Source organism: Candidatus Cloacimonas acidaminovorans str. Evry (assembly GCF_000146065.2).
Classification (GTDB): Bacteria; Cloacimonadota; Cloacimonadia; order Cloacimonadales; family Cloacimonadaceae; genus Cloacimonas; species Cloacimonas acidaminivorans.
Genome location: NC_020449.1, coordinates 2,220,704 through 2,246,820, shown reverse-complemented (window position 1 = coordinate 2,246,820; position 26,117 = coordinate 2,220,704). Strand labels below are relative to the sequence as shown.

At 37.3% G+C, this 26,117-nt stretch carries 22 protein-coding genes and 1 tRNA gene; 13 read left to right on the top strand and 10 right to left on the bottom strand.

Features of this window, described 5'->3' with window-relative positions; all coding sequences use genetic code 11:
• Window positions 1–1,010: 1,010 nt before the first annotated feature.
• The gene (locus CLOAM_RS08980; protein WP_044279149.1) at window positions 1,011–2,933 is read right to left on the bottom strand and encodes a DUF4836 family protein; all 1,923 of its coding nucleotides are present in this window, start codon (window positions 2,931–2,933) and stop codon (window positions 1,011–1,013) included.
• A 221-nt stretch (window positions 2,934–3,154) separates the two neighbouring features.
• Between CLOAM_RS08980 and CLOAM_RS08975 the strand changes: the two genes are divergently transcribed.
• The 4 genes from CLOAM_RS08975 (at window position 3,155) to CLOAM_RS08960 (ending at window position 7,159) form a co-directional block, all read left to right on the top strand.
• Window positions 3,155–3,829, top strand: coding sequence for an outer membrane beta-barrel protein (locus CLOAM_RS08975; protein ID WP_015425591.1), 675 nt, complete (start codon window positions 3,155–3,157; stop codon window positions 3,827–3,829).
• 418 nt (window positions 3,830–4,247) lie between these two features.
• Window positions 4,248–4,706, top strand: a complete 459-nt coding sequence (locus CLOAM_RS08970) for a Fur family transcriptional regulator (RefSeq protein ID WP_044279147.1) — start codon at window positions 4,248–4,250, stop codon at window positions 4,704–4,706.
• On the top strand, window positions 4,696–6,876 hold the full coding sequence (gene feoB, locus CLOAM_RS08965) for a ferrous iron transport protein B (protein WP_044279145.1): 2,181 nt from the start codon (window positions 4,696–4,698) through the stop codon (window positions 6,874–6,876). Before CLOAM_RS08970 ends, feoB begins: the two co-directional genes overlap by 11 nt.
• Window positions 6,857–7,159 carry a FeoA family protein gene (locus CLOAM_RS08960; RefSeq protein ID WP_015425588.1) on the top strand — a complete coding sequence of 101 codons (303 nt, stop codon included), beginning with the start codon at window positions 6,857–6,859 and terminating at the stop codon, window positions 7,157–7,159. Before feoB ends, CLOAM_RS08960 begins: the two co-directional genes overlap by 20 nt.
• A gap of 8 nt (window positions 7,160–7,167) precedes the next feature.
• On the opposite strand, the gene CLOAM_RS08955 is transcribed toward CLOAM_RS08960, so the two are convergent.
• From CLOAM_RS08955 to CLOAM_RS08915, 9 genes are all read right to left on the bottom strand, one after another.
• A complete protein-coding gene (locus CLOAM_RS08955) occupies window positions 7,168–8,685 on the bottom strand; it encodes an Rne/Rng family ribonuclease (RefSeq protein ID WP_015425587.1) in 1,518 nt (505 codons plus the stop codon).
• A 72-nt stretch (window positions 8,686–8,757) separates the two neighbouring features.
• Window positions 8,758–10,473 carry a signal peptide peptidase SppA gene (gene sppA / locus CLOAM_RS08950; RefSeq protein WP_015425586.1) on the bottom strand — a complete coding sequence of 572 codons (1,716 nt, stop codon included), beginning with the start codon at window positions 10,471–10,473 and terminating at the stop codon, window positions 8,758–8,760.
• A 159-nt stretch (window positions 10,474–10,632) separates the two neighbouring features.
• Window positions 10,633–10,723 (bottom strand) — tRNA-Ser (locus CLOAM_RS08945).
• Window positions 10,724–10,914: 191 nt separating this feature from the next.
• Window positions 10,915–12,075, bottom strand: a complete 1,161-nt coding sequence (locus tag CLOAM_RS08940; protein ID WP_157860030.1) for a hypothetical protein — start codon at window positions 12,073–12,075, stop codon at window positions 10,915–10,917.
• Window positions 12,047–13,174, bottom strand: coding sequence for a DNA-methyltransferase (locus CLOAM_RS08935; RefSeq protein WP_015425584.1), 1,128 nt, complete (start codon window positions 13,172–13,174; stop codon window positions 12,047–12,049). Before CLOAM_RS08935 ends, CLOAM_RS08940 begins: the two co-directional genes overlap by 29 nt.
• Before the next feature lie 112 nt (window positions 13,175–13,286).
• Window positions 13,287–14,834 (bottom strand): bifunctional phosphoribosylaminoimidazolecarboxamide formyltransferase/IMP cyclohydrolase, encoded by a 1,548-nt coding sequence (gene purH, locus CLOAM_RS08930; RefSeq protein ID WP_015425583.1) that lies wholly within the window; start codon window positions 14,832–14,834, stop codon window positions 13,287–13,289.
• The gene (locus tag CLOAM_RS08925; protein ID WP_015425582.1) at window positions 14,831–15,910 is read right to left on the bottom strand and encodes a YihY/virulence factor BrkB family protein; all 1,080 of its coding nucleotides are present in this window, start codon (window positions 15,908–15,910) and stop codon (window positions 14,831–14,833) included. The genes purH and CLOAM_RS08925 overlap by 4 nt, the downstream gene beginning before the upstream one ends.
• Window positions 15,910–17,145, bottom strand: a complete 1,236-nt coding sequence (locus CLOAM_RS08920; protein ID WP_015425581.1) for an ABC transporter permease — start codon at window positions 17,143–17,145, stop codon at window positions 15,910–15,912. Before CLOAM_RS08920 ends, CLOAM_RS08925 begins: the two co-directional genes overlap by 1 nt.
• Window positions 17,126–17,809, bottom strand: a complete 684-nt coding sequence (locus tag CLOAM_RS08915; RefSeq protein WP_269764019.1) for an ABC transporter ATP-binding protein — start codon at window positions 17,807–17,809, stop codon at window positions 17,126–17,128. The genes CLOAM_RS08920 and CLOAM_RS08915 overlap by 20 nt, the downstream gene beginning before the upstream one ends.
• Before the next feature lie 658 nt (window positions 17,810–18,467).
• Here CLOAM_RS08915 and rplM point away from each other — a divergent pair.
• The 9 genes from rplM to CLOAM_RS09450 all read left to right on the top strand — a co-directional run bounded on the left by rplM (window position 18,468) and on the right by CLOAM_RS09450 (window position 26,086).
• A complete protein-coding gene (gene rplM, locus CLOAM_RS08905; protein ID WP_015425578.1) occupies window positions 18,468–18,896 on the top strand; it encodes a 50S ribosomal protein L13 in 429 nt (142 codons plus the stop codon).
• Window positions 18,897–18,908: 12 nt separating this feature from the next.
• Window positions 18,909–19,295, top strand: coding sequence for a 30S ribosomal protein S9 (gene rpsI, locus CLOAM_RS08900; protein ID WP_015425577.1), 387 nt, complete (start codon window positions 18,909–18,911; stop codon window positions 19,293–19,295).
• Window positions 19,296–19,534: 239 nt separating this feature from the next.
• Window positions 19,535–20,356: a 30S ribosomal protein S2 gene (gene rpsB, locus CLOAM_RS08895; RefSeq protein ID WP_044279143.1), complete on the top strand. Its 822-nt coding sequence runs from the start codon at window positions 19,535–19,537 to the stop codon at window positions 20,354–20,356.
• 42 nt (window positions 20,357–20,398) lie between these two features.
• Complete coding sequence (tsf, locus tag CLOAM_RS08890; protein ID WP_015425573.1) at window positions 20,399–20,998, top strand: translation elongation factor Ts; 600 nt, start codon at window positions 20,399–20,401, stop codon at window positions 20,996–20,998.
• A gap of 50 nt (window positions 20,999–21,048) precedes the next feature.
• A complete protein-coding gene (pyrH, locus tag CLOAM_RS08885) occupies window positions 21,049–21,777 on the top strand; it encodes a UMP kinase (RefSeq protein ID WP_015425572.1) in 729 nt (242 codons plus the stop codon).
• Between the two features lie 27 nt (window positions 21,778–21,804).
• On the top strand, window positions 21,805–22,362 hold the full coding sequence (frr, locus tag CLOAM_RS08880; protein WP_173307549.1) for a ribosome recycling factor: 558 nt from the start codon (window positions 21,805–21,807) through the stop codon (window positions 22,360–22,362).
• Between the two features lie 260 nt (window positions 22,363–22,622).
• Complete coding sequence (locus CLOAM_RS08875; protein ID WP_083774680.1) at window positions 22,623–24,455, top strand: protein-disulfide reductase DsbD family protein; 1,833 nt, start codon at window positions 22,623–22,625, stop codon at window positions 24,453–24,455.
• 18 nt (window positions 24,456–24,473) lie between these two features.
• Window positions 24,474–25,598, top strand: a complete 1,125-nt coding sequence (locus CLOAM_RS08870; protein ID WP_015425569.1) for a hypothetical protein — start codon at window positions 24,474–24,476, stop codon at window positions 25,596–25,598.
• A complete protein-coding gene (locus CLOAM_RS09450; protein ID WP_015425568.1) occupies window positions 25,595–26,086 on the top strand; it encodes a TlpA family protein disulfide reductase in 492 nt (163 codons plus the stop codon). The genes CLOAM_RS08870 and CLOAM_RS09450 overlap by 4 nt, the downstream gene beginning before the upstream one ends.
• The last annotated feature ends 31 nt before the right edge of the window (window positions 26,087–26,117 follow it).

The following is a 26,117-nucleotide window of genomic DNA, read 5'->3' as shown; positions in this document are numbered from 1 at the left end:
AAGTCACTTTCCTGTAAAATTTATTTATCCACAAACTGTATGCTGAGAGCTCAGTAACAGTTTTATGATTACTATCTCATTCAAATTTAATAAGTTATGCCGATAAAATAGACATCCGGTCAACTACCTAAACCCGATTTATCCACAACTTATCCACAACACCTTGATAAATTTCTTTCTTTTCTTTACTTTAAGCTGTTTTCAATTTTGTTAAAAAAACCATCCTCACCAAAAAAATATTTCTCTCTGATTTGTCAAGCTTCTAAAAGCTAAAATTAAAATAGCTTAGAGAAGAATTAAAATTGATAATTCCCTCATTTAGGAAAAAGTTAGAATTCTAATCCCGATTTTTCTATATCTATTTTTATAGAACTATCTTTCATAAATATATGCTATTATCGTTTCCAAAAAATTTTTGTATTTTTATACCGAAAGCACCAAGAATAACGGAAACACAGATATTTTAGGGTTTTTTTACAAAGAGAACAAGAGAAAAACAGATAGGTTGAGATCTATGACCTTATATTGTAAAGAGAACAAAAGCCGATATCAGTTCTTGAAGGAAAAGCCCTTTGTCATTCCGATGAAAACAGAAATACACAGAAAAGAAGAAAATATTTATGCTTTTTTAAGAGCAAAACTATATAATCGGGGAAGAAAAGAGAACGCCGATAATCAGATTAACAAGCATAACAGGATTTTTTCTTGAAATATAGTCCACTATTTTTAGAACAGCTCATCTTCTTTAATCTCCATTTTCTTAATAGCATTGCTTACTCATTACGGACTCATTACGGATGGCATTAGCAATGGGTAAGCAATGAGTAAGCAATGCTATTAGGGAAGAAGGGGAAATAAAAAAATAGAGGCGGCAAATTTTTCCTTGCCACCTCTATTATTATATCTGTAAAAATGCTTTGCGGTTTTAAATATACAGCGTAATTTTCTTTAAGAAACCTTTAATTTCTAAGGCAAAGCAATATTTATCATCACAATTCCATATATTATTGTTAATAAAGCGTATCAAAATCAGCTATAGGTCCAGTTTCTTCAATAACTTCTCGCGGTATTTCGTAGTCAGGTTCGGGATATGTGTCATCTCTCTCAGCCCGATAACTTACGCTATACATTATTTCTTTCGTTATTTCATCCCAGAAATTGTCAATATCGCTTAGATAATCCTTAACCTGTTTCAAGCAGTTATGCTTTTTATCACTGAATGTAAGTTCCACTTTCAGTTCGTTAGGAGTTCCGCTTTTGGTTTTAACATTCGCATTCAATTTCGCAAACATTTCCAAAGCGTCTTCTTCTTCATCGGAGAATACATGCTTTAAATCTTTTAACACCGCGCAATCCATCGTCATATTTAACGGATTTTTATTCATTTCTCTGGCAAGAGTTCCTTCCAAACCGCGGTTACTCTTTTTATAGTTATTATTATTGGTAGTGCAAATCATCACATTATCTTCAAAAAAGAAGATTAAATCATCCAAATAGTAATATTTACCATCTTTGCTAAGCATACCTTCACGTCCCATATCCTTCAGCAAATCCTGCACTCCCTTATTGTTCTTTACTGAAGCAACAAGAGTAATAAAGGGATCTTCCTTTTCGTCCAAAATATTTATAGCTATTATGCCTGAACCATCTGCCAGCTTATTCAAATGTTTCATAAACTTACTAATTTCAGGATCAGTAATACTTTTCGTCAGCTTGTCAATTCTCTTTTCCGAAAGTGCATAAAGTTTCGGATAATTGGTTTTTACGGAGCTCAGCATAATCAATCCTTCGGTAGGAACATAAGGATAAAGGTCTTTCACATTGACAGCATCGGTAATAACGCTTTCCAGTTTCTTTTGCCTTTCTGGGGTCGTCTCAAATTTTACCGAAGAAACCAATTTTCCCTTATCAAAATCGGCGGAGAAAGAGAAATAGGTTTTATACAAATTAGTAGGCAAATCAATTACTGCATCCATTGGAATCTTGCCATCATAAACTAATGCTAAAAGAACACTTTCAAAAACATTTTCCGGGTTATCCACTCTAATTTGATCCATAAACTCCCAGTATCTGTAAAAATGATATAAGTTATTTTCATAATAATAATCTATTAATTCGTCGCGTCTCTTGCGCTGGGAAATTAACCTATTTACATTTCCTTGAGCATCTTTTAACCCCTTTTGAGCAATATGAGCCATTCCATCCAAATTAGCCCAAAGGGTTATATCATGACCTCTCAGGCCTCTGCTGGGAAAATCCTTATTGGCAGTAATGCAGGCAGATTTATCCTGAGTTAAGTAATTTTTCACTTTCTTACTAAGGTCGTTATCCTTATCAGGATCGGTCATTCCCATAACCATAGATTTGCCTGCCCACATACAGGAAATACCATTTATTTCCATTTCGTAGATACCGGATTTTTTACTAACGGGAAGTTCCTTTCCATTGGGTAGAGCTATATTTTTAGCAAAGGAATACACCTTTTCTGCATTAGCAATAGGCATAACCAAAAAAATATAGGGAATGTTTTCTTTCGTATCAAACTCACCAAAAAGGTATGATGGCTTAGCAGTTATTAGTCCCGTGCTACGCGGGTCTTTAACTAATGCTTCCAAATTATAATCTTCAAGGGCTGAAATTATTTCCTCGTCAATTTCACCCTTTTTCATTGCTCCGGACTTTTTAATGAGCTTGGGAATATCAACCTTTGCTACTGCCAAAGCATTTTTACTGATATGACGAATTTGGGGAGAATATGTTGCATAAAAGTAACCGGCAATAATCACAAGAATGATAAATAAAATGATTAGAACAGGGATTAAAACTGATTTCTTTTTACGCGTATCCCCTAAAACTGCAGGAGCTTGTTCTTCGGTCTCAGAACTTTCTTCCGAAACTTGATCCTGCACTTGTTCTTTTAATTCTTCATTCATTTGAACCTCCATAGTTATTTATTTTTTCTTCAGCTTAAATAAAGACAAATGCAAATATGTATTTCTCTAAAATAATGTCAAGGTTTTTCTTTTTTTATGGTAAGTTACTAATCTTATATCCTATAAGGAGCAGAAAAAAGATTGACAGTAAAACTAATAAAAATACAAAGGTTAAAAGAATAAACAGAAGCATAAATTTCTAATACAAAAGGGGAAGAATTATGAAAACCAATACTTTCTTGTTAATAATGCTTTTATTGCTTTTGGCAATAGGGCTTCAGTCCCAAACTTTACCAGAAATCCAACCAGGTATAATCGGAGGTTTAAACATTGCTAATTTTAGCGGAGATGATATTGAAGACCTTGATGATGCAGGTTTTACTATCAATAACAGAACCCTTTTTCATCTCGGGCTTACAGGTACTACAAATATAACCAGTAATATTGATCTGCGTGGGGAAATTGCTTTGAGTATGAATGGTTCCAAATGGAAAGTAAATTTAGATTTTGAAGATGAAGATTTTGATACAGTCCCTTTTACCATTACCCATAATATTTATATGATCCAGGTACCGGTATCCTTGATCCTAAATGTTCCACTCCCCAATTCAGCTGTTAAACCATATCTCGGTGCCGGATTTTCTGCCAGTATTCCTGTTAGTTCGGGCTGGGAAATTAGAGCATTAGGTGAAGAGGAAGAAGGTGATTATACAGATGAAGAATTTGCTGAATTATCTTCCTTCGTTATTGGCTACCAATTCAATCTGGGTCTGGATTTCAATAAGATTCTTTGTGAATTCAGATATGAAAGGGGTCTCACTCCCGTATTTGATAATAGTTATATAGACGAGACATTTTATAGCAATTTCAAATTTCTTGTTGGCTTCCGTTTTTAAAGTAATATAAACGGAGGACAATGTTCTTTATGAAATTGTTTCACGCAGATTACGCAGATTTTGTGGAATTCGCGGATTTTTAATTTTCCGAGGGGCTTACGCACCTTCTACATCATTGTGTCGCCCTTCTGGCTTTTTTAAAAAATAAAGAAAAAAAGTAAAAAATACTCGGAGCTTACATTTTAACGAGGGGCTTACGCACCCTCTACATCATTGTGTCGCCCTCCGGGCTTTTAATGTAGCTCAACCCTCTAAACTCTCTAAACTCTCTCAACACTCTTAACCTTCTCAACCTTCTCAACCTTCTCAACCTTCTCAACCTTCTCAACCCTCTCAACCTTCTCAACCTTTTTTCTTGACATAATTCGCCAGTTAAATTTAATTGCAAATGATTATCAATACAAAGAGGTTTAAAAAGATGGAAGAATATGCTGTTATCTTCAATCAATACCTTATCAATAAGGGACTCAAACTCACCAAACCCAGGCGTTGTATTCTGGAAACAGTATTCAATATGCACACCCATTTTAATGTGGAAGAATTGTATGACAAAATTCGGGCTAAAACCAATGCCATTTCTCTGGCAACTGTTTATCGGACTATTCCCTTACTATTGGATGCAGGGCTTGTGCAACATGCCTTACGCAGTGAAGGCAGAGAACGCTATGAACATATTTTTGGTCATCCGAAACACATTCATTGGCTGTGCAGAAATTGCGGTGCCTTAATGGAAACGGATTTAAATACTCTTTATCCGGTTCTGGAAAGGCAGGCGCAGGACTTAAAATTTAAGCCAGAAGAAATTGAATTAAATATAAAAGGGCTTTGCTGGAAATGCAATCCAATTGAGAATGAAACTCAATCCGATGAGAAATAGACCTGTAATTGCCTTAGCGGGCAATCCCAATGTAGGTAAGACCTGCCTTTTTAATGCGTTAACCGGTTCACATCAAACAGTTGGCAATTGGCCTGGAGTAACGGTTGAACATAAATCCGGAAGATGCAATTATAAGGGCAAAATCTATGAAGTTGTTGATCTTCCAGGCATTTATTCTTTGGCAGGAGGAAGTCCTGATGAATTGGTAGCCCGCAACTATATTTTAACAGAAAAACCCGATATTATCATCAATATTGTAGATGCTTCCAACCTGGAACGCAACCTGTATTTAACGGTGCAATTGATGGAATTGGGAGCTCCTCTTATTATGTGTCTTTCAATGATAGATATAGCGGAGCACAATGGAATTTATATTGATACCGAACATTTAAGTTCTCATCTTGGTTTTGCGGTTTTTCCTCTGGTTTTGAATAAGCGGATTGAGGTTTCTCCTATTCTGGACAAAGTAGAGGAGTATTTAGTTCAACCACCCGTTCCGGCAACGATTCATTATGATGAAGTAGTGGAAAAGCACTTGCAAAATATTTGGCAGATTGTTTTGAAATCAGGTTTAGGAGAGCCGGAAACTAAAATTCCCCAGCGTAAATTTTCCGAATCTGCTTCAATTGCCTATGATATTTTGATAAAAAGTCGTTGGCAGGCATTGAAATTGATTGAAGGTGATGCGGAATTAACTTCCCGTTTATCGGATGAAGATAGGGCACTTGTAGAGAAAGAGATATCTGCTATAGCGAAACATAGAGGTCAAGAACCTACCTTTGTAATTGCTGATGATCGTTATGGTTATATTCGCGGTTTAATAAAAGATGTAGTGAAACGCAAGCGTAAAAGCCGGTTAACTTTTTCCGATATGGTAGATAAAGTTGTGCTGAATAGCGTTGTGGGATTGCCTGTTTTTTTCATTGTAATGTATTTGGTTTTTCTGGTTGCGGTAAAACTCAGCCAACCCTGCATCAAATTCATAGAATTTATACTCAGCTGGTTGTTTATAGAGCAATTGGGCAATTTGTTAAGTTCACTTTCTTTTCCGCAATGGCTGAATTATTTATTAAGTGAAGCAATTGGAGGAGGGATTGTAACCATTGGCAGTTTTATTCCTCCTATCTTTTTCATATACATAAGTTTATCTATTTTGGAAGATTCCGGTTATATGGCAAGAGCAGCTTTTATAGCGGATAAATTTATGCGGAAAATAGGGCTTCCGGGTAAGGCATTTATACCTTTATTAGTAGGTTTTGGTTGTACCGTTCCGGCAATTATGGCAACGCGGACTTTGGAAAATCCCCGGGACAGGGTTTTTGCCTCCATTTTAACTCCTTTTGTATCTTGCGGAGCCAAGCTTCCGGTGTATACTTTTCTGGTAATGTTATTTTTCCCTCTGTATGCGGATTTGGTGATTTTTGGTTTATATCTTTTTGGCATAATTATGGGTGTTTTAACCGGCTTGCTCTTAAAAAAGACCATTTTTCTGAGTGCTCCGGGTGATTTTGTAATGGAGCTTCCTGCCTATCATATTCCTACTATAAACGGTATTTTTATGCATACCTGGCATCGCTTGAAAAGTTTTCTGTTGAGAGCCGGGAAAACCATTTTACTGGTAATTGTATTGATAAATATTCTGCAAGGTATTCAAATTCCAACAGGAAGGGATAGCGAAAAAACCTCAATTCTGGAATTAGGAGGAAAATTGATTACCCCTGTTTTACAGCCGATGGGAATTAAAAGTGATAACTGGCAGTCATCCGTAGCTTTAATCAGCGGACTTTTTGCCAAGGAAGCAATTGTTGGAACCTTGCAGGGTCTCTACCAAAATTCAGAGGGAGAAATTTCAGGCGATCAGCTGGCAAATAATATCAAAAGCAGTTTTGGCAGTAATGCCTCTATTTTAGCTTATCTTGTTTTTATCTTGCTCTATTCACCCTGTGCTGCCTCGCTCACAATGCTTTTTAAGGAACACGGCTTTAAATGGATGCTTTTTGCTTTTGTCTACTTAACTTTGCTTGCCTGGATGGTGGCTACCCTGATATACCAAATACTGGCTTTTAATGTTCTGTCCATCTTCTGGTTTGTTGTTATAGGAGCTATTTTTACCTTCATTTATATTACTTTGCGAAAAATAGGGAGTAAATATGCTTTCCAGACGGAATAGAGTAAGAATTCGGGGTTGGAGCAGAAAATTTTCCGGCAGAAAAAGACACGGTGTATGTAAAGCAGGTCAATGCCTCCCTCTGGATCAATTACCGGAGGGCTGTAATGCTGTAGTTATTCATAATAATAACCTGAAAATAATTGAAAGGGGCTTATATATTGGAGCGCAAATTTCTATGTTCCGCAACGATGATGATGAACCGAATGTAGTTGTGGCTGTTGGCGATGCCAGATATGTTTTGGATAGAAGAATTGCCAAAACTATAAAAGTGAAAATTGTGTGAAAAGTGCACTATGAAAACTTGGATGTTATATCTTCCAGTCCAGGAAGCAGATATACCTTAAATTGATCTATTCTAATGGAAGGATCGGAAGTGAATTCAATCTGTTCTTTGTATGCAGTAAAGTCCTCGTTATGCTGTTTGATATGGTTTAACAAATCGGGATTAACTACAATGCGTAAGTTCTTATCTTTAATGAAATAATCGCTGCGGTTCAGCCACCGGTAAATACGCATAATAACAGAGTCCTTGCTTAAAATGCGTCCGCTTCCGTTACAAAAAGGACAGGGATCAGAAAAATTGGAGATTAAGGTATTGCGCATTCTTTTACGGGTAACTTCCACAAGTCCAAGCTCTGTAAAAGAATAGACCTTATTTTTGGCACGGTCTCGGCGCAAACCTTTTTTCAGCATTTCCAGCACTTCGTTTTTATATTTTTCCTCAACCATATCAATAAAATCAATGATAATCACTCCGGAAAGGTCACGTAAACGAATTTGGCGGGCAATTTCTGCGGCTGCTTCCAGATTGGTTTTGCGCACTGTTTCATCATAATTGGTTTTTCCGGTGAAACTTCCGGTATTAACATCAATGGCAACCAGGGCTTCTGTTTGTTCAATTTTGATATTTCCTCCGCTGGGAAGATAAATACGGCTATGCAGAACGGTTTCAATTTTCTTTTCAATTCCCCAGGCATCAAAAATAGGAGAATCCTCTCTGTAAATTTCTATATTATTTATCAGTTCAGGCGAAATATCTGTCAGTTGGGAAATAATGCGTTTGGCAAAGTTCTTGTCGTCAATAACCAAGCGGTCTACATTTTCCCCAAAGAGATCACGAATCAGATAGTTCTCCAGAGCATTTTCCTCAAACACGCAAACAGGTGCTTTGGCATATTTAATTTGTTTTTCAATCAAATGCCAGGTCTTTATCAATGCCTTATACTCTGTTTGAAAATCATCCTCTTCACAGCCCTCCGCTTCGGTTCTAACAATTAAACCGTATCCTGGGTCTTTAATTCCGGAAAGAAGATTACGAATACGACTGCGTTCTGCCTGAGAATAAATCTTACGGGAGACAGCAATTTTATCTTTATTGGGAAAAAGCACCAGGTATTTTCCCGGAATTGAGATTTGACCTGTTAAACGTGCACCTTTGGAACCAATGGGTCCTTTGTGCACTTGAACCACAATTTCCTGACCCGGTTTTAAGAGTTTATCTATTTGAGAGGAGTCCTCAGGATTTACTTTCGTGCGCGGTAGGGCATTTTCATAAATATCCAGGAAATCCATAACAATGTCACTATAATGTAAAAAAGCGGTTCTTTCCAGTCCGATTTCAATAAAAGCAGCTCCCATTCCGGGTAAAACATCTTTTACAATACCTTTATAGATGTTGCCCACGATGTTTTGTTGTTCTCTGCGTTCCACAAAGAGTTCTACCAGGCGGCTATCTTCCAAAACCGCTACCCGCTTTTCTAAGGGGTGGACATTTACAATTATTTCTGTATTATAGGAGTCCTTTTTCATTTTAGTCCAAATTATATTTTAGATAGTTATGTCTGGTTGATGAGGACATCAACCATCCTGCTGTTTTTCATTTTACTCCAGGGTATAAGGCATTAAATACAGCCATTCACCTGTGGCAGATATCTGTTTCAGATATTTTTCCAGTTGTGTTGCAGGATCATTGTTATTTTGTAACCGTTCTTTCAAATTCAAGAGGTCTGATTCCCTTAGTGCTTCCCAATAACTTTCCTTTTTAGGGAAATTTACAGAGGAATATGAAGTTACTTTTGCCAGACCTGCAGCTTTGGCAATTGCTTTATCCAAAGTTCCGATTTCATCAATAAGTTTATGGGTAAGAGCATCTTCAGCACTGAAAATGCGTCCTTCAGCAACGGCTTCAATATTTTCAGGGGATATTTTGCGAGCAGTCATCACCCTTTGTTTAAATTCGTTGTAGGTAGCTGTGGAACTGCGTTTCAGGGATTCTATTAAAGCCGGATCATAGTGTTCCAAAGGACTTAAAGCACCGGCAAATTTGCCATATTTCAAGGTCTGAGAACGCACTCCGATTTTTTTACCCAATCCTGCCATTTCAGGAATTAAACCTATTACTCCAATAGAGCCAGTTAAAGTTCCCGGGTCTGCTATTAAATAATCCCCAGCACAGGAAATATAATAGCCACCTGAAGCAGCTGTTCCCCCCATTGAAACAACCAGAGGATATTCTCTTTTTAATTTAAGCAATTGCTGATAAATGAGCTCGGATTCCAAAGCGGAACCACCAGGACTATTTATTCTTAAAACAACCGCTTTAATGTCTTTATGCTGGTGAATCTGTTTGATAATCTTCTTCACTTTTGCTTCACTGATAATGCCTTGACTGCCAAAATTGGAACCCGAAACGGGAGCAATATTTCCATTCAGATAAACCACAGCTATTTTATCGCCTTTCTTCTTTGCGGTTGGAGAATAATTGGCAATTTTCATAAAATTATCCTCTTCCAAGCCCAAACTTTTTAGCATTTCGTCACGACTCATAGCGTAATCAATCAATTTCAGTTCTTTTGCCTTTTCAGCGCTTAAAAAGAAGTCGTCCCTCTTTTCAAAAATATCTTTTACCTGGGTTGTCTCCAACTTTCTGTTTTGTGCAACAAGGGAAAGTAAATGGTTATAAATATCATACAGAGCGGCATCTATGTTTTCTCTTGTGCCTTTACTAAGCTCGGTTTGCGAAAAGGGCTCACCGGCACCTTTATATTCACCGGATTGTAAAATGTGCATTTTGATGCCTAATTTATCCAGCATCTCTTTGTAGAATAGCATATTAGCGGAAACACCTTGTAAAGCTAAACCTGCCGAAGCAGAGGGTTCCATATAAATTTTATCAGCACAGGAAGCAAGTAAATAGTCCCCCTGCGTGAAATTTTCTCCGAAAGCAAGTACGGGCTTGCCGCTTTTTTGAAAAGTCCCTATTGCTAAAGACATTTCTTCCAAAGCAGGATAATTGGTCATAATCATTTGGGGCTGAAGAAGTATTCCTTTAATACGCTCATCTTTGGCAGCAAGTTTTATTTTAGCGCAAATTTCCTGAACACTGGGAGAAGAAACATTTACAAAGCGTAATTCTTCCAGCTCGTTATAGTCCGGAATTAAAGCACTTGGATTTACATATAACCAAGCATTGGAAGGGATTTTTGCAGATTTGGCTCCGTGAGAACCAAAAGTGAATATAAAACCCAGGATAAAGGCAGCTAATAAGGCAATAACAAAGATTAAACAGCCCCACAGAACGGTCTTGTTTGATTTCATAATATTTAAACTCCTTTTAGCGACTAACGAATGCCGCTACTGATAATCCGCATAACACTGATATTATAAATAACTTTCAGAGCTTTGGCAAATTGGAATTTGGCAACCTGCTTTCCTGCTGGAGTATTTATATCCTTCAGGTAAAAAAATCAATAAAAATGGCGGAGATGTAGGGATTCGAACCCTAGAAACGCTCACACGTTTACACGATTTCCAATCGTGCTCCTTCAGCCAACTCGGACACATCTCCTTGCTTATTATTCCCAACTTTTTTTCTTACCTCTTTCTGTCAAATAGAATTAGTATCTGCCCACCTTCTCACTAAATAAAAACACTATATCTGCTAATAAGGAATATCATTTTATCAGTAAATGTTTCCACAATGCGCAGAAAAAGGTTCATATATGTATATTAGTTATTTGTAAGATGCCCTAAATGTAGTTATAATTCTATTAATTTTTTTAGAAGGTCTTGAGCTTTTTTAATGTCTATTGAATTATCAGGATTTAAGATCAGCTTTTTAATTACCTTACCATCAAACTGAGTTACCCCTCTTGAATTTCTACCTGACCAATGAGAAAGGATAAAAATAGAATTACACAGATCTTTTTGAAACATAGATATAAGCGTTGTCTTTACGCTATTTTTTAAATAGTCTATGCCTACAAAATAGAACATAAAAACTGTCCTTTCCTTTGTCAGGAACTCCAGAATTTTATCAATATTATAAGCTTTAGGATTTGAATCTAAAACCATTATCTTTGTTTTTACATCAGTTTCAGTTAGAAAATTAGCAAATTCCCTTGAATAATCACCTAAAGAATGTTTATTAGATGTGAGGGATTGATAACCTTTCCCTGAATTAAGAGATTTAATAATTTCTTTACGCAAGGAATCGTCATTTCCGGCAATAAGATACTCTATAACAGCGCTTCTAATATTGCTATTCTCTATTAAAGAAGCTATAAGAATTTCGGTTCTATATTGTTTTACCCGAGTATCAAGTTCTTCTTTTAGGATAATATATTCATTACTGTTAACAAAAGATTGAGCTCGTAGAGGAGCAGCTAAAATTTGTTTAATTTCACTATCTTTTAATTCTAAATTTTTACCGGAAGGATGAATATCATTAGTAGCTTCAACCAAACGTGCAAGATTTTCTTCAAAACTAAATTGTTTATGGAAGTCGAATAAAACAGCGAAATTATCAGGTTCATTTTTATAGCCATTAAATTCTTTCTTAATATCTGATCCATTGAAGCTGCCTTTAATATTATTAGTTCGCAACAGCTGAGAGCTATGGCTTATCTTAGATAAAAATGTAGAATTAGCAAGATACATATAATTCTTATCGGGAGTTACTACACATACGATAAAAGGTCGGTCATCAACTTTTCTTAAGTTTGAAAGAGAGAGAATTGTATTGCTAAGATTGGGGCGAGCAGATTTACAAAACCTGATTGCAAATTCATCATTGTAATACACGGACCTGTCACGAATTAATTTGAATCTTCGGGAAACAAGTTTAGTTAGTTTATTCTTATCCTTAATTGCGTTTTTTGATTCGATGAACTTAATGATGCCAGTCAAATTCGATTTCATAATTATCAATTCCTTTTTGTTTTCTACTTGATAGCTTAATTTTTTGCTGTTCGGTTAAACTATTTCTCTCCCAAAATAATCCTTCACTGTATCCTTGTATAGATTTATCAATATCAGCTAGGTCTAATCGTTTTAAGGTAAGAGCACAATAATATTCGTCAATTTCAATACCACTGAATTCGCGGTTTAATTTTTTTGCTACAACTAAGGTTGAACCAGAGCCACAAAAGGGATCAAACACAAAATCACCTTCATTGGAACTGGCAAGTATTAGTTTCGCTAATAATTTTTCCGGTTTTTGAGTAGGGTGATCAGTATTTTCAGGCATAGACCAAAAAGGGATAGTGATATCTGTCCAAAAGTTTGAGGGATGAGATAATCTATAATTGCCTGTATTTGTTTCTTTCCAGTCCTTAGGATCTCCGTTTTCATCTCTATAAGGTGCAATTACTTTTCGCATAATTTTAACCTTATCTACATTGAAAACATATTTATTGGACTTGGTGGCAAACCATATATCCTCAGAACAGTTTTTCCAGTTTGTTTTTGCTCCTCTACCCTTATCTCTTTCCCATGTAATTCTATTTCTTACAATCAAATGTTTTCTTAGCACTGTCTCTATTGCAGAAGAAGATTGCCAGTCACAGCATACATAAACCGAACCGGTTAATGATATTTTAGAAACAATCTGAGAAAACCAAGAGTCAATCCATTCTGCATACTCATCAATGGTTTTTTTATTGAAGGTAACTTCATTAAACTTTTTATACATATTATAGGGGGGATCAATAATAAGAAGATCAATTGATTTTTCGGGCAGGAATTGAATACATTCAAGTGCATCCTGACAGATCACATTCCCTTTTATAGCATCTAACATACATTGCTTATTTAAGTTGATAAATCTTGTTTTCATTTTTTTTAGTTCCTCTTCCGACACAGTAAGAGTTCTATTTCTTGGTGCTGTATGTTTCATTTTAGCTTCCCCTCCTATCTTATTATTAGACAAGGGCATTAAATCAGAAATATTTTTTTCTGACTTTTCGTCTTTTGTTGGCGCAAAATCTATCTCATAATTATGTATATTTTTAGAGACCATTTTAGTATCCTCTCTTTAACGATTATATTGGATTTAATTTCATTATATTTTTCTATTATTACTCCATCTTTCTGTCAACTTCTTTTTTTCATCTTCACTTAATAACATATTTTCAGTGCTTAAAGTGACGGAAACCGGTAAAGACCATAGCGATGTTTAGTTCGTTGCAAGCAGAAATGCATTCCGCATCGTTTTTGGAACCGCCAGGTTGGATGATAGCTGAAATTCCGTTCTTAGCAAGAGTATCTATACAATCCCGAAAAGGGAAAAAGCCATCGGAGGCACAAACAGAATCCGTTAAATCGTGTCCGAATTTTTTTGCTTTCCAGAGAGCTAATTGAACAGCATCTATGCGGGAGGTTTGTCCGCAGCCAAGCCCTAAGACACTATCTTTTTTAGCGATAGCAATGGCATTGGACTTTAGGACGGAAACAGCTTTCCAGGCATAAATAAGGGCTTCCAACTCTTCCGGAGCAGGTTGTTTGTTAGTAACTATTTTCCAGTTCTCTGTTGATTCGTTTACGAGGTCCCAGTCCTGAGCTAAATAGCCCGAAGTAAGTGTCTTAATTTCTATAGGGTTAAGCGGTTTTTCCAGCAGAGAAAATTCGTAGCGAATTAGGCGGCGGTTTTTCTTTTTTTTCAGGAATTCTAAAACACCGGGTTCAAAAGCAGGAGCAATAATGATTTCAGTGAAGATATTATTAATCAGGGTAGCCGTTTCCAAATCCAGGGGACGGTTGACAATTACAATTCCCCCAAAAGGTGCCTCCGTATCTGTTTCATAAGCTTTTCTATATGCCTCTGCCAATGTTTCATCACTGCCAATACCACAAGGATTGCAGTGTTTAATAATAATGGCAGTTGGTTTACCAAAAAGACGAATAGCTCTGAAGGCAGAATCAATATCCATTATGTTATTGAAAGAGAGTTCCTTACCGTGAATAAGTTCCCAACCGGAGGTTACCTTTGCATAGAAACCACCATTTTGATGAGGGTTTTCGCCATAGCGCAATTTTCTCTTTAAAGAAATAGCAAACTCCAGTTGAGCAGGTAGTTCGTTAGTAATAGATTCCTCTATTCCTTGAGAGGCAAAATAAGCGGCAATTTCAGCATCGTAATCCCGGGTTTTGGCAAATGCCTTTTGTGCCAGATAGGAACTAAATTTTTCCGGTAAAATACTATTCTGCTTTAAAAGCTCCAACGCATTAGCATAGTCCACAGGATCAACCAAAACAGTAACGCTTTTATAGTTCTTGGCTCCTGCACGAATTAAAGCGGGACCTCCAATATCTATATTTTCTATAATTTCCTGTTCGGTGGCATTTTCTTTCCAGCAAACAGAGGCAAAAGGATACAAATTTACCGCTATTACATCTATGTGCTCAATTTTTAGTTCAGAGAGTGTTTTGGCGTGAGCAGGATTATTTCTATCTGCCAAAATTCCGGCATAAATAACGGGATGGAGTGTTTTAACTCTGCCTTCCAGAATTTCCGGAAAACCGGTTAAATCCGAAACCAGCACTACTTTCTGGCAGAATTGTTTTAAGTAATCAGCTGTATGCGAAGTGGAAAGAATGGTAAAGCCCATTCTTTCCAGTTCCATAGCTAAGGTCTCAATACCGGTTTTATCCGCAACACTAATTAGGGCATATTTATTCATTTATCTTCTTCCTCGTTCAGGGTATCTGCCAATTTCTTCAGTTCTTCTTTACTCAAAATTCCTTCCAGACGTTGATTAAGTTTTTGATTAGTAAAAAGTTCCATTGTTATGCGCACGGCATTATGGGGTTCTTTGGTTAAAAAGCCACCGTTTTTTTTGTTTTCCATTTCACTTACTAAAACCATTCCTCCCAAAATAATAGCCCAATTTATATAAATCCACAGTAGGAAAATCGGCAGAACAGCCATCACTCCGTAAAGTCGTTCGTAATTAGTTAAGTTATATATATAAAAATCAAATGCGGACTTACCTATAACCCAGATAACCGTAGTCCAAAAAGCACCTCTAAACAAGGAGGCACGGTTAATTCTTACCGAAGGCAATAACATATAAAGAAACATTATAGCCAAAAATTGCAAAACAAAGGGAACTATTACCATAATCCATTGTAAAACAGGTGACTTTAACAAACGGGAGATAATTGGAATAGATGAACTGGAAAAAAGCAACACGATAATCAGCAATCCGAAAACAATCGTGCCGAAAAATTTCACTAATTGAGTAATAGTATCCTGAGAGGACTTCAGCTGCATACTCAGGATACGGTCAAAAGTCCCTCTTATAACTGAAAACAACGAATAGGAACTAACAATCAGGATAACAAAATTGAAAATGTTGAAGCCAACTTTGGGCATAATCAGCTTGTCCAAAAAGTTGATTATAGCATTCGCCGAACTCGGAATAAAGTTTTGAACCACCAATTCTCTCAGTTTATCACCCAAATTCAGAAATGGTAAATCCGGGGCAATTAAAACCAGGAAATTGATAAAAGGGACAAAACCGAGAAGAGTTATGTAAGTTAAACTGGCTGATTCCTTCAAAATACCTTCACCCATAAAACGCTGGTAAAATGTTTTGATAAATGTCCATATATTGCTAAAGACCTTTTTCCGTTGTTGAGGGACAGTTATGGAAAAGTAAATTTTCTTGAGATCCACAATAACAATTTTGATGTAAGAATATAGCCAAAGAAGGAGCTTCTGAAAAACACCTTTATTTTGTTTCTTTTTACTCATTATTCCTCCCTTAAAGCAATTACAGGATCAAGACGGGCAGCTCTAATAGCAGGACCTACTCCAAAAATAAGTCCCACTCCAATAGAAACCAAAAGAGCAACCCAAATCATTTGCACCGAGGCAAGCACTTTTATTTGTAAATAAGAACCCACTTTATCCAAAATAGCAAATCCTAAAAGAATTCCCAAAATTCCACCTAAAGCGGTAATAAGCACCGTTTGCACCAAAAACTGAATAAAAATATCTCTTCTTCTGGCTCCAACCGCAATGCGAACTCCTATTTCGCGAGTGCGTTCCCGGATGGAAGCAAGCATAATGTTCATAATTACAATTCCCCCAACCAGCAGAGAAATTACGGCAATTAAAACAAATATGGCTTCAAATATTTTAGCATTTGCCTGCATTGTATCCAGTTGTTCTTTAGCGGAAGTAACCTGAAACAAATGTTTTCCGTTTTTCAGGTTCAGCACTATGTTTTCCACTTTACGGCGCAGTTCTTTTGCCTCTTCAGGACTTTTTGCTCTAATATCTATGGAGCTTATTTTACTGCCAGGGTTAACTTTACTGATCATTGTGGAAATAGGAATAAAACAACGGCGGTTTAAATATTCCAAAGCATTTTCACCCATTCCTATTTGTCCGCCCTGTGTTGGCATAAATCTTTCAGCCATTACACCGACAACGATAAATTGTTGATTGCCTACGGAAATAATTTGTCCGAGAGGATCGTTGTTGCCAAAAAACTCTTTTGCCACGGTTGAGCCGAGAACTATTACATTGCTATGTTGGTCTATATCCAGGTCTTTAATAAATCTGCCTTTAGCTATGTCCCATTGTTCCACTTTTACAAAATCGGGCATTACACCTCTTAAAGATGTGCTGTAACGAATATCACCCTTATTTATTACCGCTTCCCATTCCTGAACGGTAGGATTAAATGCTTCCGCTTCCGGAATAAGGGATTGCAAATAACGAATTTCCTTTAAAGAAAAACTGGGATCTCCACCTTTGGAAAAATCGTAAAACCAGTTTTGTTCAACTTCTATTTTGTTCAAACCACCGCGTTCTTCCATCCAACTCATTGTGCTTTCGTTCATTCCATTTACAATTGCCAAAACAACCATTATGCACATCACACCTAAAATTATGCCAATCACGGTTACTATACTGCGAACTTTGCGCATCATAATATCCGCGAAACCAAGTTTGAGGGATTCAGCTATTGGAATTGCCATCTACTATTTTCCCGTCTTTTATTTTGATTATTCTTTCTGCTCTGGAAGCAATTGCCTGGTCGTGAGTTACAATAATAACGGTATTGCCTTGACTGTGTAACTCCGTAAAAATTTCCAAAATATCCCCTCCGGATTGAGAATCCAGATTTCCCGTTGGTTCATCTGCCAGTAGAATAGAAGGATCATTTACAATTGCTCGTGCTATGGCAACGCGTTGTCTTTGACCTCCGGAAAGTTCACCGGGCTTATGTTTTAAACGATCTCCCAGACCCACATTTTGTAAAACCTCTTTTGCTTTGGCAGTGCGTTTTCTTTTACTCATACCTCCATACATTAAAGGGAGTTCTACATTTTTCAAGATGTTCAAATGAGGGAGCAGATTAAAGGACTGAAACACAAAGCCAATTTTCCGATTTCTGACTGCAGCTAAAGACGCTTTGGGCATTTTGCTAACCAAAACATCATCCAGATAATAAGTTCCATCTGTTGGACTATCCAAACACCCCAGAATATGCATTAAAGTGCTTTTCCCCGAGCCGGAGGGACCCATTATGGCAACAAATTCACCTTTCTGAATTTGCAGGTCAATTCCATTTAAAGCACGGACTTTTATCTTGCCTAAAATGTAATCCTTTACTATGTTTTCGGTTTTAATAATATCCATATTCACCTATTTTTCCTTTATAATCCTTTCACTTATTATCTGCTATTGTGTCAATGAAAAAGTGAATCTCTCACAGATAACACGGATTTCACAGATTTCTATGCAAGTTAGGAGTTGTCAATGCTTTCAAAAGTTATAAACCTTTTACGCCTTTATTTAGCAGTAAGGACTCAAAACAGTTTAGTGTAGACGGAGGACGGTGTTTCTCTGCATTTTTAGCCACCGAAAAACACCGAAGCCACCGAAAAAATGGTTTTTATTATAATAATTTTGCCTTTTTTTGTCTATCGCGAGTTTTTCCTTTTTACTTTTTCACCTTTTCACCCGTTCACCCGTTAACCTGTTCACCTTTTTTAGGATACTCCATCTTTCTTAAGGGAAATACTGAAGCATTGCTTACCCATTACGGATGGCATTAGCAATGGGTAAGCAATGGGTAAGCAATGCAATTAGGGAAGAATGTGTATTTATTTCTATTTATATGAAGTTAGAGAAATTTAGGGATGAAACCAGTGCTGCACTTAAAAATTCCATTGATATCACCTTTCCCCTTTTTCATTTTCTCCCTTCAGTTGTTTCAACTCTTCAAAACACTTGACACTATTCCTGCTTCCAAAAATGTGGCTTACTGAATAAAAAAATATGTAAAGGAGAAGCGATGAAGACCCTAACCCCAAGTCCTTCCGATATTCACCAGCAATGGTATATCGTAGATGCAGAGGGAAAACCTTTGGGACGCTTATCCACAAAAGTTGCCACAATTTTATGTGGCAAACATAAACCGTATTATGTGCCCAATATTGATACCGGTGATTATGTGATTGTGATCAATGCAGCAAAAGTTCGCGTAACAGGTATGAAGGCATTACAGAAGGTTTATAAAAGCTTTAGTGGTTATCCTGACGGCTTGAAGGAAATTCCTTATGCCAAAGTTTTGGAAAAGCATCCCGAACGCATTATTGAACATGCCGTAAAAGGTATGATGCCCAAAAATAAGTTGGGACGCGCAATGTTCAAAAAATTGAAAGTTTATCCTGGAGCTGAACATCCGCATTCTGCTCAAAAACCCATTGAACTAAATATTTAGGAGTAAAAAAGTATGCAGACCTTTGATGCAGTTGGCAGAAGAAAAAATGCCGTAGCCAGAGTTCGTCTTATGCCTGGAACTGGAAAACGCATTATTAATAATATCCAGATGAAGAAATATCTCCAGCGTGAGACCCTGGAAATGATTGTAGAACAGCCCTTACAGACCGTTGGCTTATCCGATAACTTTGATGTTTATGTAAATGTTTACGGAGGTGGTTTAAGCGGTCAGGCAGGAGCTATCCGTCATGGTATTTCCCGTGCCTTAGTGGAATATGATGAAAATCTTCGTCCTGTGCTGAAGACCCGGGGATTTTTAACGCGTGATCCCAGAATGGTGGAACGCAAAAAATCCGGTCGTCCCAAAGCCAGAAAAAGATTCCAGTTCTCTAAGCGTTAAAAGAAACAGTTTTTCTGTAATGAAAAACAACAAGTTTTATAAGTTCTATATTGATAGTTCAGTTAAAGAGATGAAAAATCATCTGCTTCCTGCTTTCACAGGAATGACAAAAGGATTATCAAAATGGAAAAAACATTAAATAAACTTCCGGAACGCTTGCAAGGCGGTGAGGTTTTTGTTCCTTTGAATTGCTTACACCGTCCGGAAGAGACCTAAAAACCGTATTTCAGGAGAAAAGAATGTCCGTAGTAACTATGAAACAATTACTTGAAGCTGGTGTCCATTTTGGGCATCAAACCTTCAAATGGAATCCTAAAATGAAGAAATACATCTTCATTAAACGCAACGGGATTCATATTATTGATTTGAAACAGACAGTAGATGCTATCAATGAAGCATATCAGTTTATGAAAGAGGTTGCCTCCAAAGGTGAATATATCCTTTTTGTAGGAACCAAAAAACAGGCACAGGCAGCTATTAAAGAAGCTGCTGAAAAAGCCGGTGTCTTTTATGTAAACCAGCGTTGGTATGGTGGAATGCTAACTAATATGGCTACTATCCGTCAAAGCATTGAAAAGATGAAGTATTATGAAGAAATCGTGGCTGACGGCACTATCAATGGTTACACCAAGCTGGAACAACAAAAAATGAAAAGAATGCACGATAAAATTGAATTTTCCTTAGGCGGTATTCGCGAAATGGATGCCCTGCCAGGATGTGTTTTTATTGTGGATACCGAATATGAAAAAATAGCCGTGCACGAAGCACGTATCTTGAATATTCCGATTGTGGCAATGGTTGATACCAATTGCGATCCCGATTTGATTGATTATGTAATTCCCAGTAACGACGATGCCACGCGTGCTATTCATCTGATTTCAGATATTATGGCAAATGCCGTTATTGAAGGAAAAGGACTTGCCACAGAGGGAGAAAGCACTGAAGAAGAAACAACTGAAACAACTGCTGCAGAAGAAACAGAGGATTTTGAAGCCGAATTGGCTGCAGCAGAAGAAAAAGTGGAATTTGATGTTCCCGAATTAGCGGAAACGGAACAATAAAAAACTAACCCCAAAACTTACTTTAACCAAAAAGGAGAAAAAATGGCAGAGATTACTGCAACCCAAGTAAAAGAATTGCGTGACAGAACTGGAGCCGGAATGATGGATTGCCGCAAAGCCCTTATTGAAAAAAACGGAAATATTGATGAGGCAATAAAATACCTGCGGGAAAAGGGAATCAGTAAAGCAGAAGGAAAAGCAAACCGTGCCACTAAAGAAGGTATCATTCATTCATACATACATTTCAACAACCGGATTGGAGTGCTTCTGGAACTGAATTGCGAATCCGATTTTGTTGCCAGAACCGATGAATTTAAAGCTTTGGCAGATGAAATAGCAATGCAAATTGCCGCTACCAACCCTTTAGCTATAAGTCCCGAGCAAATTGATCCCGCCATTCTGGAAAGAGAAAAAGAAATTGCCTATAACAAAGCTGTGAATGAAGGGAAAAAACCCGAAATTATAGAGAAAATTGTGGAAGGTAATCTGAAAAAGTTCTGCAACGAACATTCCCTTTTAGGACAAGAACTGATCAGCGACAGCACAAAAACCGTAAAGGACTTACTGACAAACGCTATAGCCACAACAGGCGAAAATATTCAAATTGCCAGATTTGTCCGTTATCAATTAGGTGGCGAATAAAAGCTGAACATAAAGCTGTAAACCTTCCTGAAACAGCCGGGAGTTCAAGTATGAAAAATGTTTACAAAAGCGAAAATATCCATCGTGTGCTGTTGAAACTTTCCGGAGAAGTTCTTTCCGGTAAAAAAGGCATCATCTACGATGAAACAGTAATTGACTCCCTGACCGATGCTATAATTACAGTTCATAACCAAAATTATGAATTAGGCATCGTTTTAGGCGGGGGAAATATATTCCGCGGCGGTTCCTGGAAAAATAAAAATTTGAACAGGGTAGTTCTGGATAGTATCGGTATGCTGGCAACTATCCAGAATTCTCTGTATATGGCAGAAATCCTTATTTCCAAAGGAATTGACTGTGCCATTTTTTCCACTCTGGCTGTGGATAAAGTGGTTGATCGTTATACTCCTCAATTGGCTTCCTCCGCTTTGGAACAGGGAAAGGTCTGTTTTTTCAGCGGAGGAACAGGAAATCCTTATTTTACTACAGATACCGCTGCCGTTTTACGCGCTGTTGAACTGCAAGCTGATATTGTGTTAAAAGCAACTAATGTGGATGGACTTTACAGCGCCGATCCCAAAAAAGATAAAAATGCCCATTTTATAAGCAGTGCCAGCTTTGAGGAATGTTTGCAAAAACGCTTGGGAGTTATGGATTTAACCGCTTTTTCTCTGGCTATGGATAATACTATGCCTATTAAGATTTTCAACATCAGTCAGCCGCAAATGTTAATTGAAGCACTTACTAATGCGGAAACAGGAACCTATATTCACCCCTGAACATAGTTTCTGCCTGGTAAAGAGGATATTATGGAAAATATAAAAGATAATACTAAAGAAAAAATGCAAAAGAGCTTTGATGCAATGCTGCATCAATATTCCAAAATCAGAACCGGACGCGCCAGCGCTTCCATTTTGGATGATATTAAAATCAATTATTACGGTCTACCTACACCGATTAAACAACTCTGCAACATTTCCATTCCCGAAGCCAGAATGATTGTTGTTCAGCCCTGGGATAAAACAACCCTGGCAGATATAGAAAAAGCCATTTTAGCTGCCAATATTGGCATTACTCCAGAAAACGATGGAAATGTTATCCGCCTGCCTTTTCAGCCCTTAACCGAAGAAAAACGCAGAGATATAGTTAAAAATATTAAAAAAATCTCGGAAGATACCAGAGTTGCTATCCGGAATATCCGCCGCGATGCCAATGATATAGTTAAAAAAGAAAAAAAGGACAGCGAAATAAGTGAAGACGACGAAAAGAAACAACTGAAAGAATTGCAAGACCTTACAGATGATTGGATTAAAAAGATAGATGAGGCGGAAAAGGCAAAAGAAAAAGAAATAATGGAAGTTTAAAGGTTTTTTTTACAAAGAGAAAAAGAGAGAAGATAAACAAAGAGATAAAGAGGAAAAGAGATTTTAAGAGCGTGACATATAGAACGCAGATAAATGGATATACTGGATTAATTGGATTTTTCTTTAATTATAATCCGCTATTTTTTTGAACCTCCTCATACACTCTTTATTTTTCATTCCCACAATAGTTGTCTTGTCTGGAATGTTTTCTGCATTATCATTTACTATAAGTACCCAAATATGTAACAAGGATATTGCTGATGCATAGATGTCTTAAGCTGTTGTTAATGTTCTGTTTAGTGTTGCTCATTCTGCCAATTTTTGCACAGAGCGTTAAATTCTCTATTTCTCCTGAGGTCTTGAAGCCTGGAGAAAAAGGTGTTATTAAAGCCACTCTCCTTATTCCTGAAGGGAAAAAACAAACCTTTAATCCCCAAAACCCGGAGTATTTTTATCTGGAAGCAAGCCATCCAGACCTTATTTTGGGTAAAGTTATTTATCCGAAACCGACACAGGTTGTTTCGGAAGAGGAATGGAACTATCATCCCCAAGTAACTTTAACTTTGCCTTTTACGGTGAAACAAACAGCTAAAACAGGCAACAAACAGATTGAAGTTCTGCTGAGCTATAATCTATGTTATGAAACAGGAATGTGTGATCCACCCGAAGAGGCAACAGCTATCCTTTCTATTAAAATAGCTGAAAATGAACCAATACCAGCTGCTGTTTCGGAAAACGAAGAGGAAACCCCAAATAGGATAGAACAAAAGGAAACCATTCCTATAGAAAAATCCCCGATTCCCGATAAAAAACCTGAAACCAGCCATCCTCTTGGCGAAATACTAAAATACATTCTTTTTGCCTTTTTAGGCGGAATTATATTAAATATAACACCTTGCGTTTTACCCATTTTGCCGATAAGAATTATGAGTATAATGAATCAAGCGCAGAAAGATAAAACCAAAGTGCTGAATCATACTTTGATTTACGCTTTGGGGGTGCTGATTTCCTTTGCCGTAATGGCAGGAATTTTCATCGCTTTGCAAAAGGCAGGTGAATCGGTAGGTTGGGGTTTGCAAAATCAAAATCCTGGTTTTGTAGTAACCCTGATGTCAATTGTGTTTGTGTTTGCTTTGTCACTTTTAGGGGTCTTTGAAATAACCGTTCCGGGAATGAATACGGCTAATAAGGCAACTTCCCGAGGGGGCTATAGCGGTTCTTTTTTTGGGGGTATTTTTGCCTTTTTGATGGCGATATCTTGCACGGGACCTTTTTTAGGTGCGGCTTTGCCTTTTGCCTTAGCTTTGCCACCTGTTTTAATGCTGATTTTCTTTCTTACTATCGGGCTCGGTTTTGCGTTTCCATTTCTGCTGATTGGCTTTTTCCCCAAGGCGTTGAAAATAATTCCCAAGCCAGGCAACTGGATGATTATTTTCAAAGAAGTGATGGGTTTTGTTTTGCTGATTATTGTTTACACTCAGCTGAAAACCTTGCTGCTGTTAACCGACGGTGAATATCTGTTGAAAGTTCTGTGGTTTTTGTTTATTCTTGGTTTTTCCACCTGGCTCTATGGCAGGTTTGTAAGGGTGGAAAACAGCAAATTAACACAATGGCTTTTTACGCTTATTTCTATTGGGCTAATTATCTTTGCTGCTGTTACTTATCTACCGATTAAAGAAACGAAACAAGAGGAAATTCAGGTAAAAAGTGGCGAACTGATTCCTGCTCCCAATGCTCCTGAGGGTTGGTATGTATTCAGTGAAGATATTTTAAATAAGGCACTGAAAGAAGGTAGAGCGGTTTTTCTGGACATTGGAGCTGCCTGGTGTAAAAATTGTATGACGAATGAAAAGACAGTTCTGTTTACGGAAACGATGATGCAGGAATTTAAGAAGAAAAATGTTCTGCTGCTAAGAGGGGATTTCACCAAAAAAGATGAAACCCTGCTTGCTTGGATAAAAAAACACGGAAGAGCAGGCGTTCCTTTTAATGCTTTATACATTCCGGGTGCAGAACCCCATATTTTTGGCGAACTGCTTTCCAAAGATGAGGTAATAAATGCTCTTAATAAAATTCCTGCCCAAGCAGAATAGATAAAGTTAGGGAAAAAGATGAAAAAGAAAATTGTTTATGCCCTGTTAATAGTTGCACTTTTAGGCATATTTTCCTGCGATCGCTTTGACCATAATTTTAAGCCACTGGAACAGGTGGATTTTAATGCAGAACTTTTCAGTCCTTTGGAAGAGGCATTTAATACTGCCAGCGCTGAAGATTTATCTACGGTGATGGCTTTTTATGCAGAGGACTATAAACATTATGGCATCACTAAAAGCGAGTGGGAAGCTATCTTATACAATCTGCTTTCCGGTATAAATAATCCTGTTATTGATGTAATTTTAATAACAGCTACTCTGCAAAATGAAACCAATGCTTTGGCAAACTGGCGTTTAACCATTAGTGACAGCCGTAAAAATGTTATTGCCGATAGCTTATATACCGGAGAACGCTTAAGGAAAGAAAACGGAAAATGGCTGCTGCGAGGCAATCAATGTGGCTGTGATCCTTCTGCTCCAACTCAAAAAGTTATAGTGGAATATGTTACTAATGTGGGTTGCAGTTACTGTCCCGCTGTGGAAAATCTTTTACACGATTTAAGCTCTCAATATGGAAATGACTTCATCTATTTAACCCATCAGCTTTCCGGTCCGGTTGCTTTTAACGATCCTCTCTATGCTTATTATAGCGCATACAGTGCTCCTGTTTCTATTATTCAGGGAAAACATAAACTGGTAGGTGGAAATCAGGAAACTTTAAGCCAATATCCTTATATCGTGCAAAGTGAATTGGAATTATTAAGTCAGATGGATTACAGTGTTCTAAACGCTACCGTAGAGGGAATAAATATTTCCGGAAGTGTAAAACTTACTCCTCTATCCACATCCTTCAATCAGGAAGAACTGATTCTGAATCTGGCAGTTATTGATTTGGTTTCTACAGCGCTAAATGCTGAAGGAGAGCATCTTACCAATGTAGTAATAGGCAGAAAACGCATTGATATAAGCGAAGTGGATTTAAGTAACCCTGTTGCCTTTGAATTCAGCGCTAATGTTACAATTCCTGAGGATGCCGCATTAGTGATTTTTGCTCAAAAAACACCTGCCACCTTCGCTAATAACGCTATTATATATAGTGGCTTACAATATCCTCTTGCTGTAAAAAAAGGAGGTTCACAATGAAAAAACCGATTGCCTGTTTGCTCCTGCTGCTTTTGGTTTCTTTTGCTATGGCAGATATGATGCCGGATTTTAAGCTTCCCGATGCTACAGGAAAAAATGTTACTTTGCAGGAACTTCTGGGAAAGGGTCCTGTGCTGATTGATTTTTGGGCTGATTACTGCAAACCGTGTAAAGATGCTATGCCACAATTGCATACCCTGGCAGAAAAGTATGATTCGCTAACGGTAGTAATGATTTCTATTGATGCTCCTAAAAATCTGCCCAAGGCAAAAAACTATCTGAAAAGCAAGAATTATAAGTTTATAACTCTGTTTGATTCCGAAAAAACCTTGGCTAAAAAACTGGGAGTAACAAACCCTCCGCATACCTTTATTCTAAATAAAACCGGAGAAATTGTCTATTCTCATATTGGCTATGAACCTGGTGTGGAAAATGAATACGAAATGCATATCCGTAATTTATTGGGACTTAAAACCGACGCAGAATAACGATAGTTTCACGCAGATTACGCAGATTACG

Bases quoted from the DNA above. Each gene is read 5' to 3' on its own strand.
- CLOAM_RS08980 (WP_044279149.1), bottom strand. From the start codon at position 2,933: ATGAATGAAGAATTAAAAGAACAAGTGCAGGATCAAGTTTCGGAAGAA.
- CLOAM_RS08975 (WP_015425591.1), top strand. From the start codon at position 3,155: ATGAAAACCAATACTTTCTTGTTAATAATGCTTTTATTGCTTTTGGCA.
- CLOAM_RS08970 (WP_044279147.1), top strand. From the start codon at position 4,248: ATGGAAGAATATGCTGTTATCTTCAATCAATACCTTATCAATAAGGGA.
- feoB (WP_044279145.1), top strand. From the start codon at position 4,696: ATGAGAAATAGACCTGTAATTGCCTTAGCGGGCAATCCCAATGTAGGT.
- CLOAM_RS08960 (WP_015425588.1), top strand. From the start codon at position 6,857: ATGCTTTCCAGACGGAATAGAGTAAGAATTCGGGGTTGGAGCAGAAAA.
- CLOAM_RS08955 (WP_015425587.1), bottom strand. From the start codon at position 8,685: ATGAAAAAGGACTCCTATAATACAGAAATAATTGTAAATGTCCACCCC.
- sppA (WP_015425586.1), bottom strand. From the start codon at position 10,473: ATGAAATCAAACAAGACCGTTCTGTGGGGCTGTTTAATCTTTGTTATT.
- CLOAM_RS08940 (WP_157860030.1), bottom strand. From the start codon at position 12,075: ATGAAATCGAATTTGACTGGCATCATTAAGTTCATCGAATCAAAAAAC.
- CLOAM_RS08935 (WP_015425584.1), bottom strand. From the start codon at position 13,174: ATGGTCTCTAAAAATATACATAATTATGAGATAGATTTTGCGCCAACA.
- purH (WP_015425583.1), bottom strand. From the start codon at position 14,834: ATGAATAAATATGCCCTAATTAGTGTTGCGGATAAAACCGGTATTGAG.
- CLOAM_RS08925 (WP_015425582.1), bottom strand. From the start codon at position 15,910: ATGAGTAAAAAGAAACAAAATAAAGGTGTTTTTCAGAAGCTCCTTCTT.
- CLOAM_RS08920 (WP_015425581.1), bottom strand. From the start codon at position 17,145: ATGGCAATTCCAATAGCTGAATCCCTCAAACTTGGTTTCGCGGATATT.
- CLOAM_RS08915 (WP_269764019.1), bottom strand. From the start codon at position 17,809: ATGGATATTATTAAAACCGAAAACATAGTAAAGGATTACATTTTAGGC.
- rplM (WP_015425578.1), top strand. From the start codon at position 18,468: ATGAAGACCCTAACCCCAAGTCCTTCCGATATTCACCAGCAATGGTAT.
- rpsI (WP_015425577.1), top strand. From the start codon at position 18,909: ATGCAGACCTTTGATGCAGTTGGCAGAAGAAAAAATGCCGTAGCCAGA.
- rpsB (WP_044279143.1), top strand. From the start codon at position 19,535: ATGTCCGTAGTAACTATGAAACAATTACTTGAAGCTGGTGTCCATTTT.
- tsf (WP_015425573.1), top strand. From the start codon at position 20,399: ATGGCAGAGATTACTGCAACCCAAGTAAAAGAATTGCGTGACAGAACT.
- pyrH (WP_015425572.1), top strand. From the start codon at position 21,049: ATGAAAAATGTTTACAAAAGCGAAAATATCCATCGTGTGCTGTTGAAA.
- CLOAM_RS08875 (WP_083774680.1), top strand. From the start codon at position 22,623: ATGCATAGATGTCTTAAGCTGTTGTTAATGTTCTGTTTAGTGTTGCTC.
- CLOAM_RS08870 (WP_015425569.1), top strand. From the start codon at position 24,474: ATGAAAAAGAAAATTGTTTATGCCCTGTTAATAGTTGCACTTTTAGGC.
- CLOAM_RS09450 (WP_015425568.1), top strand. From the start codon at position 25,595: ATGAAAAAACCGATTGCCTGTTTGCTCCTGCTGCTTTTGGTTTCTTTT.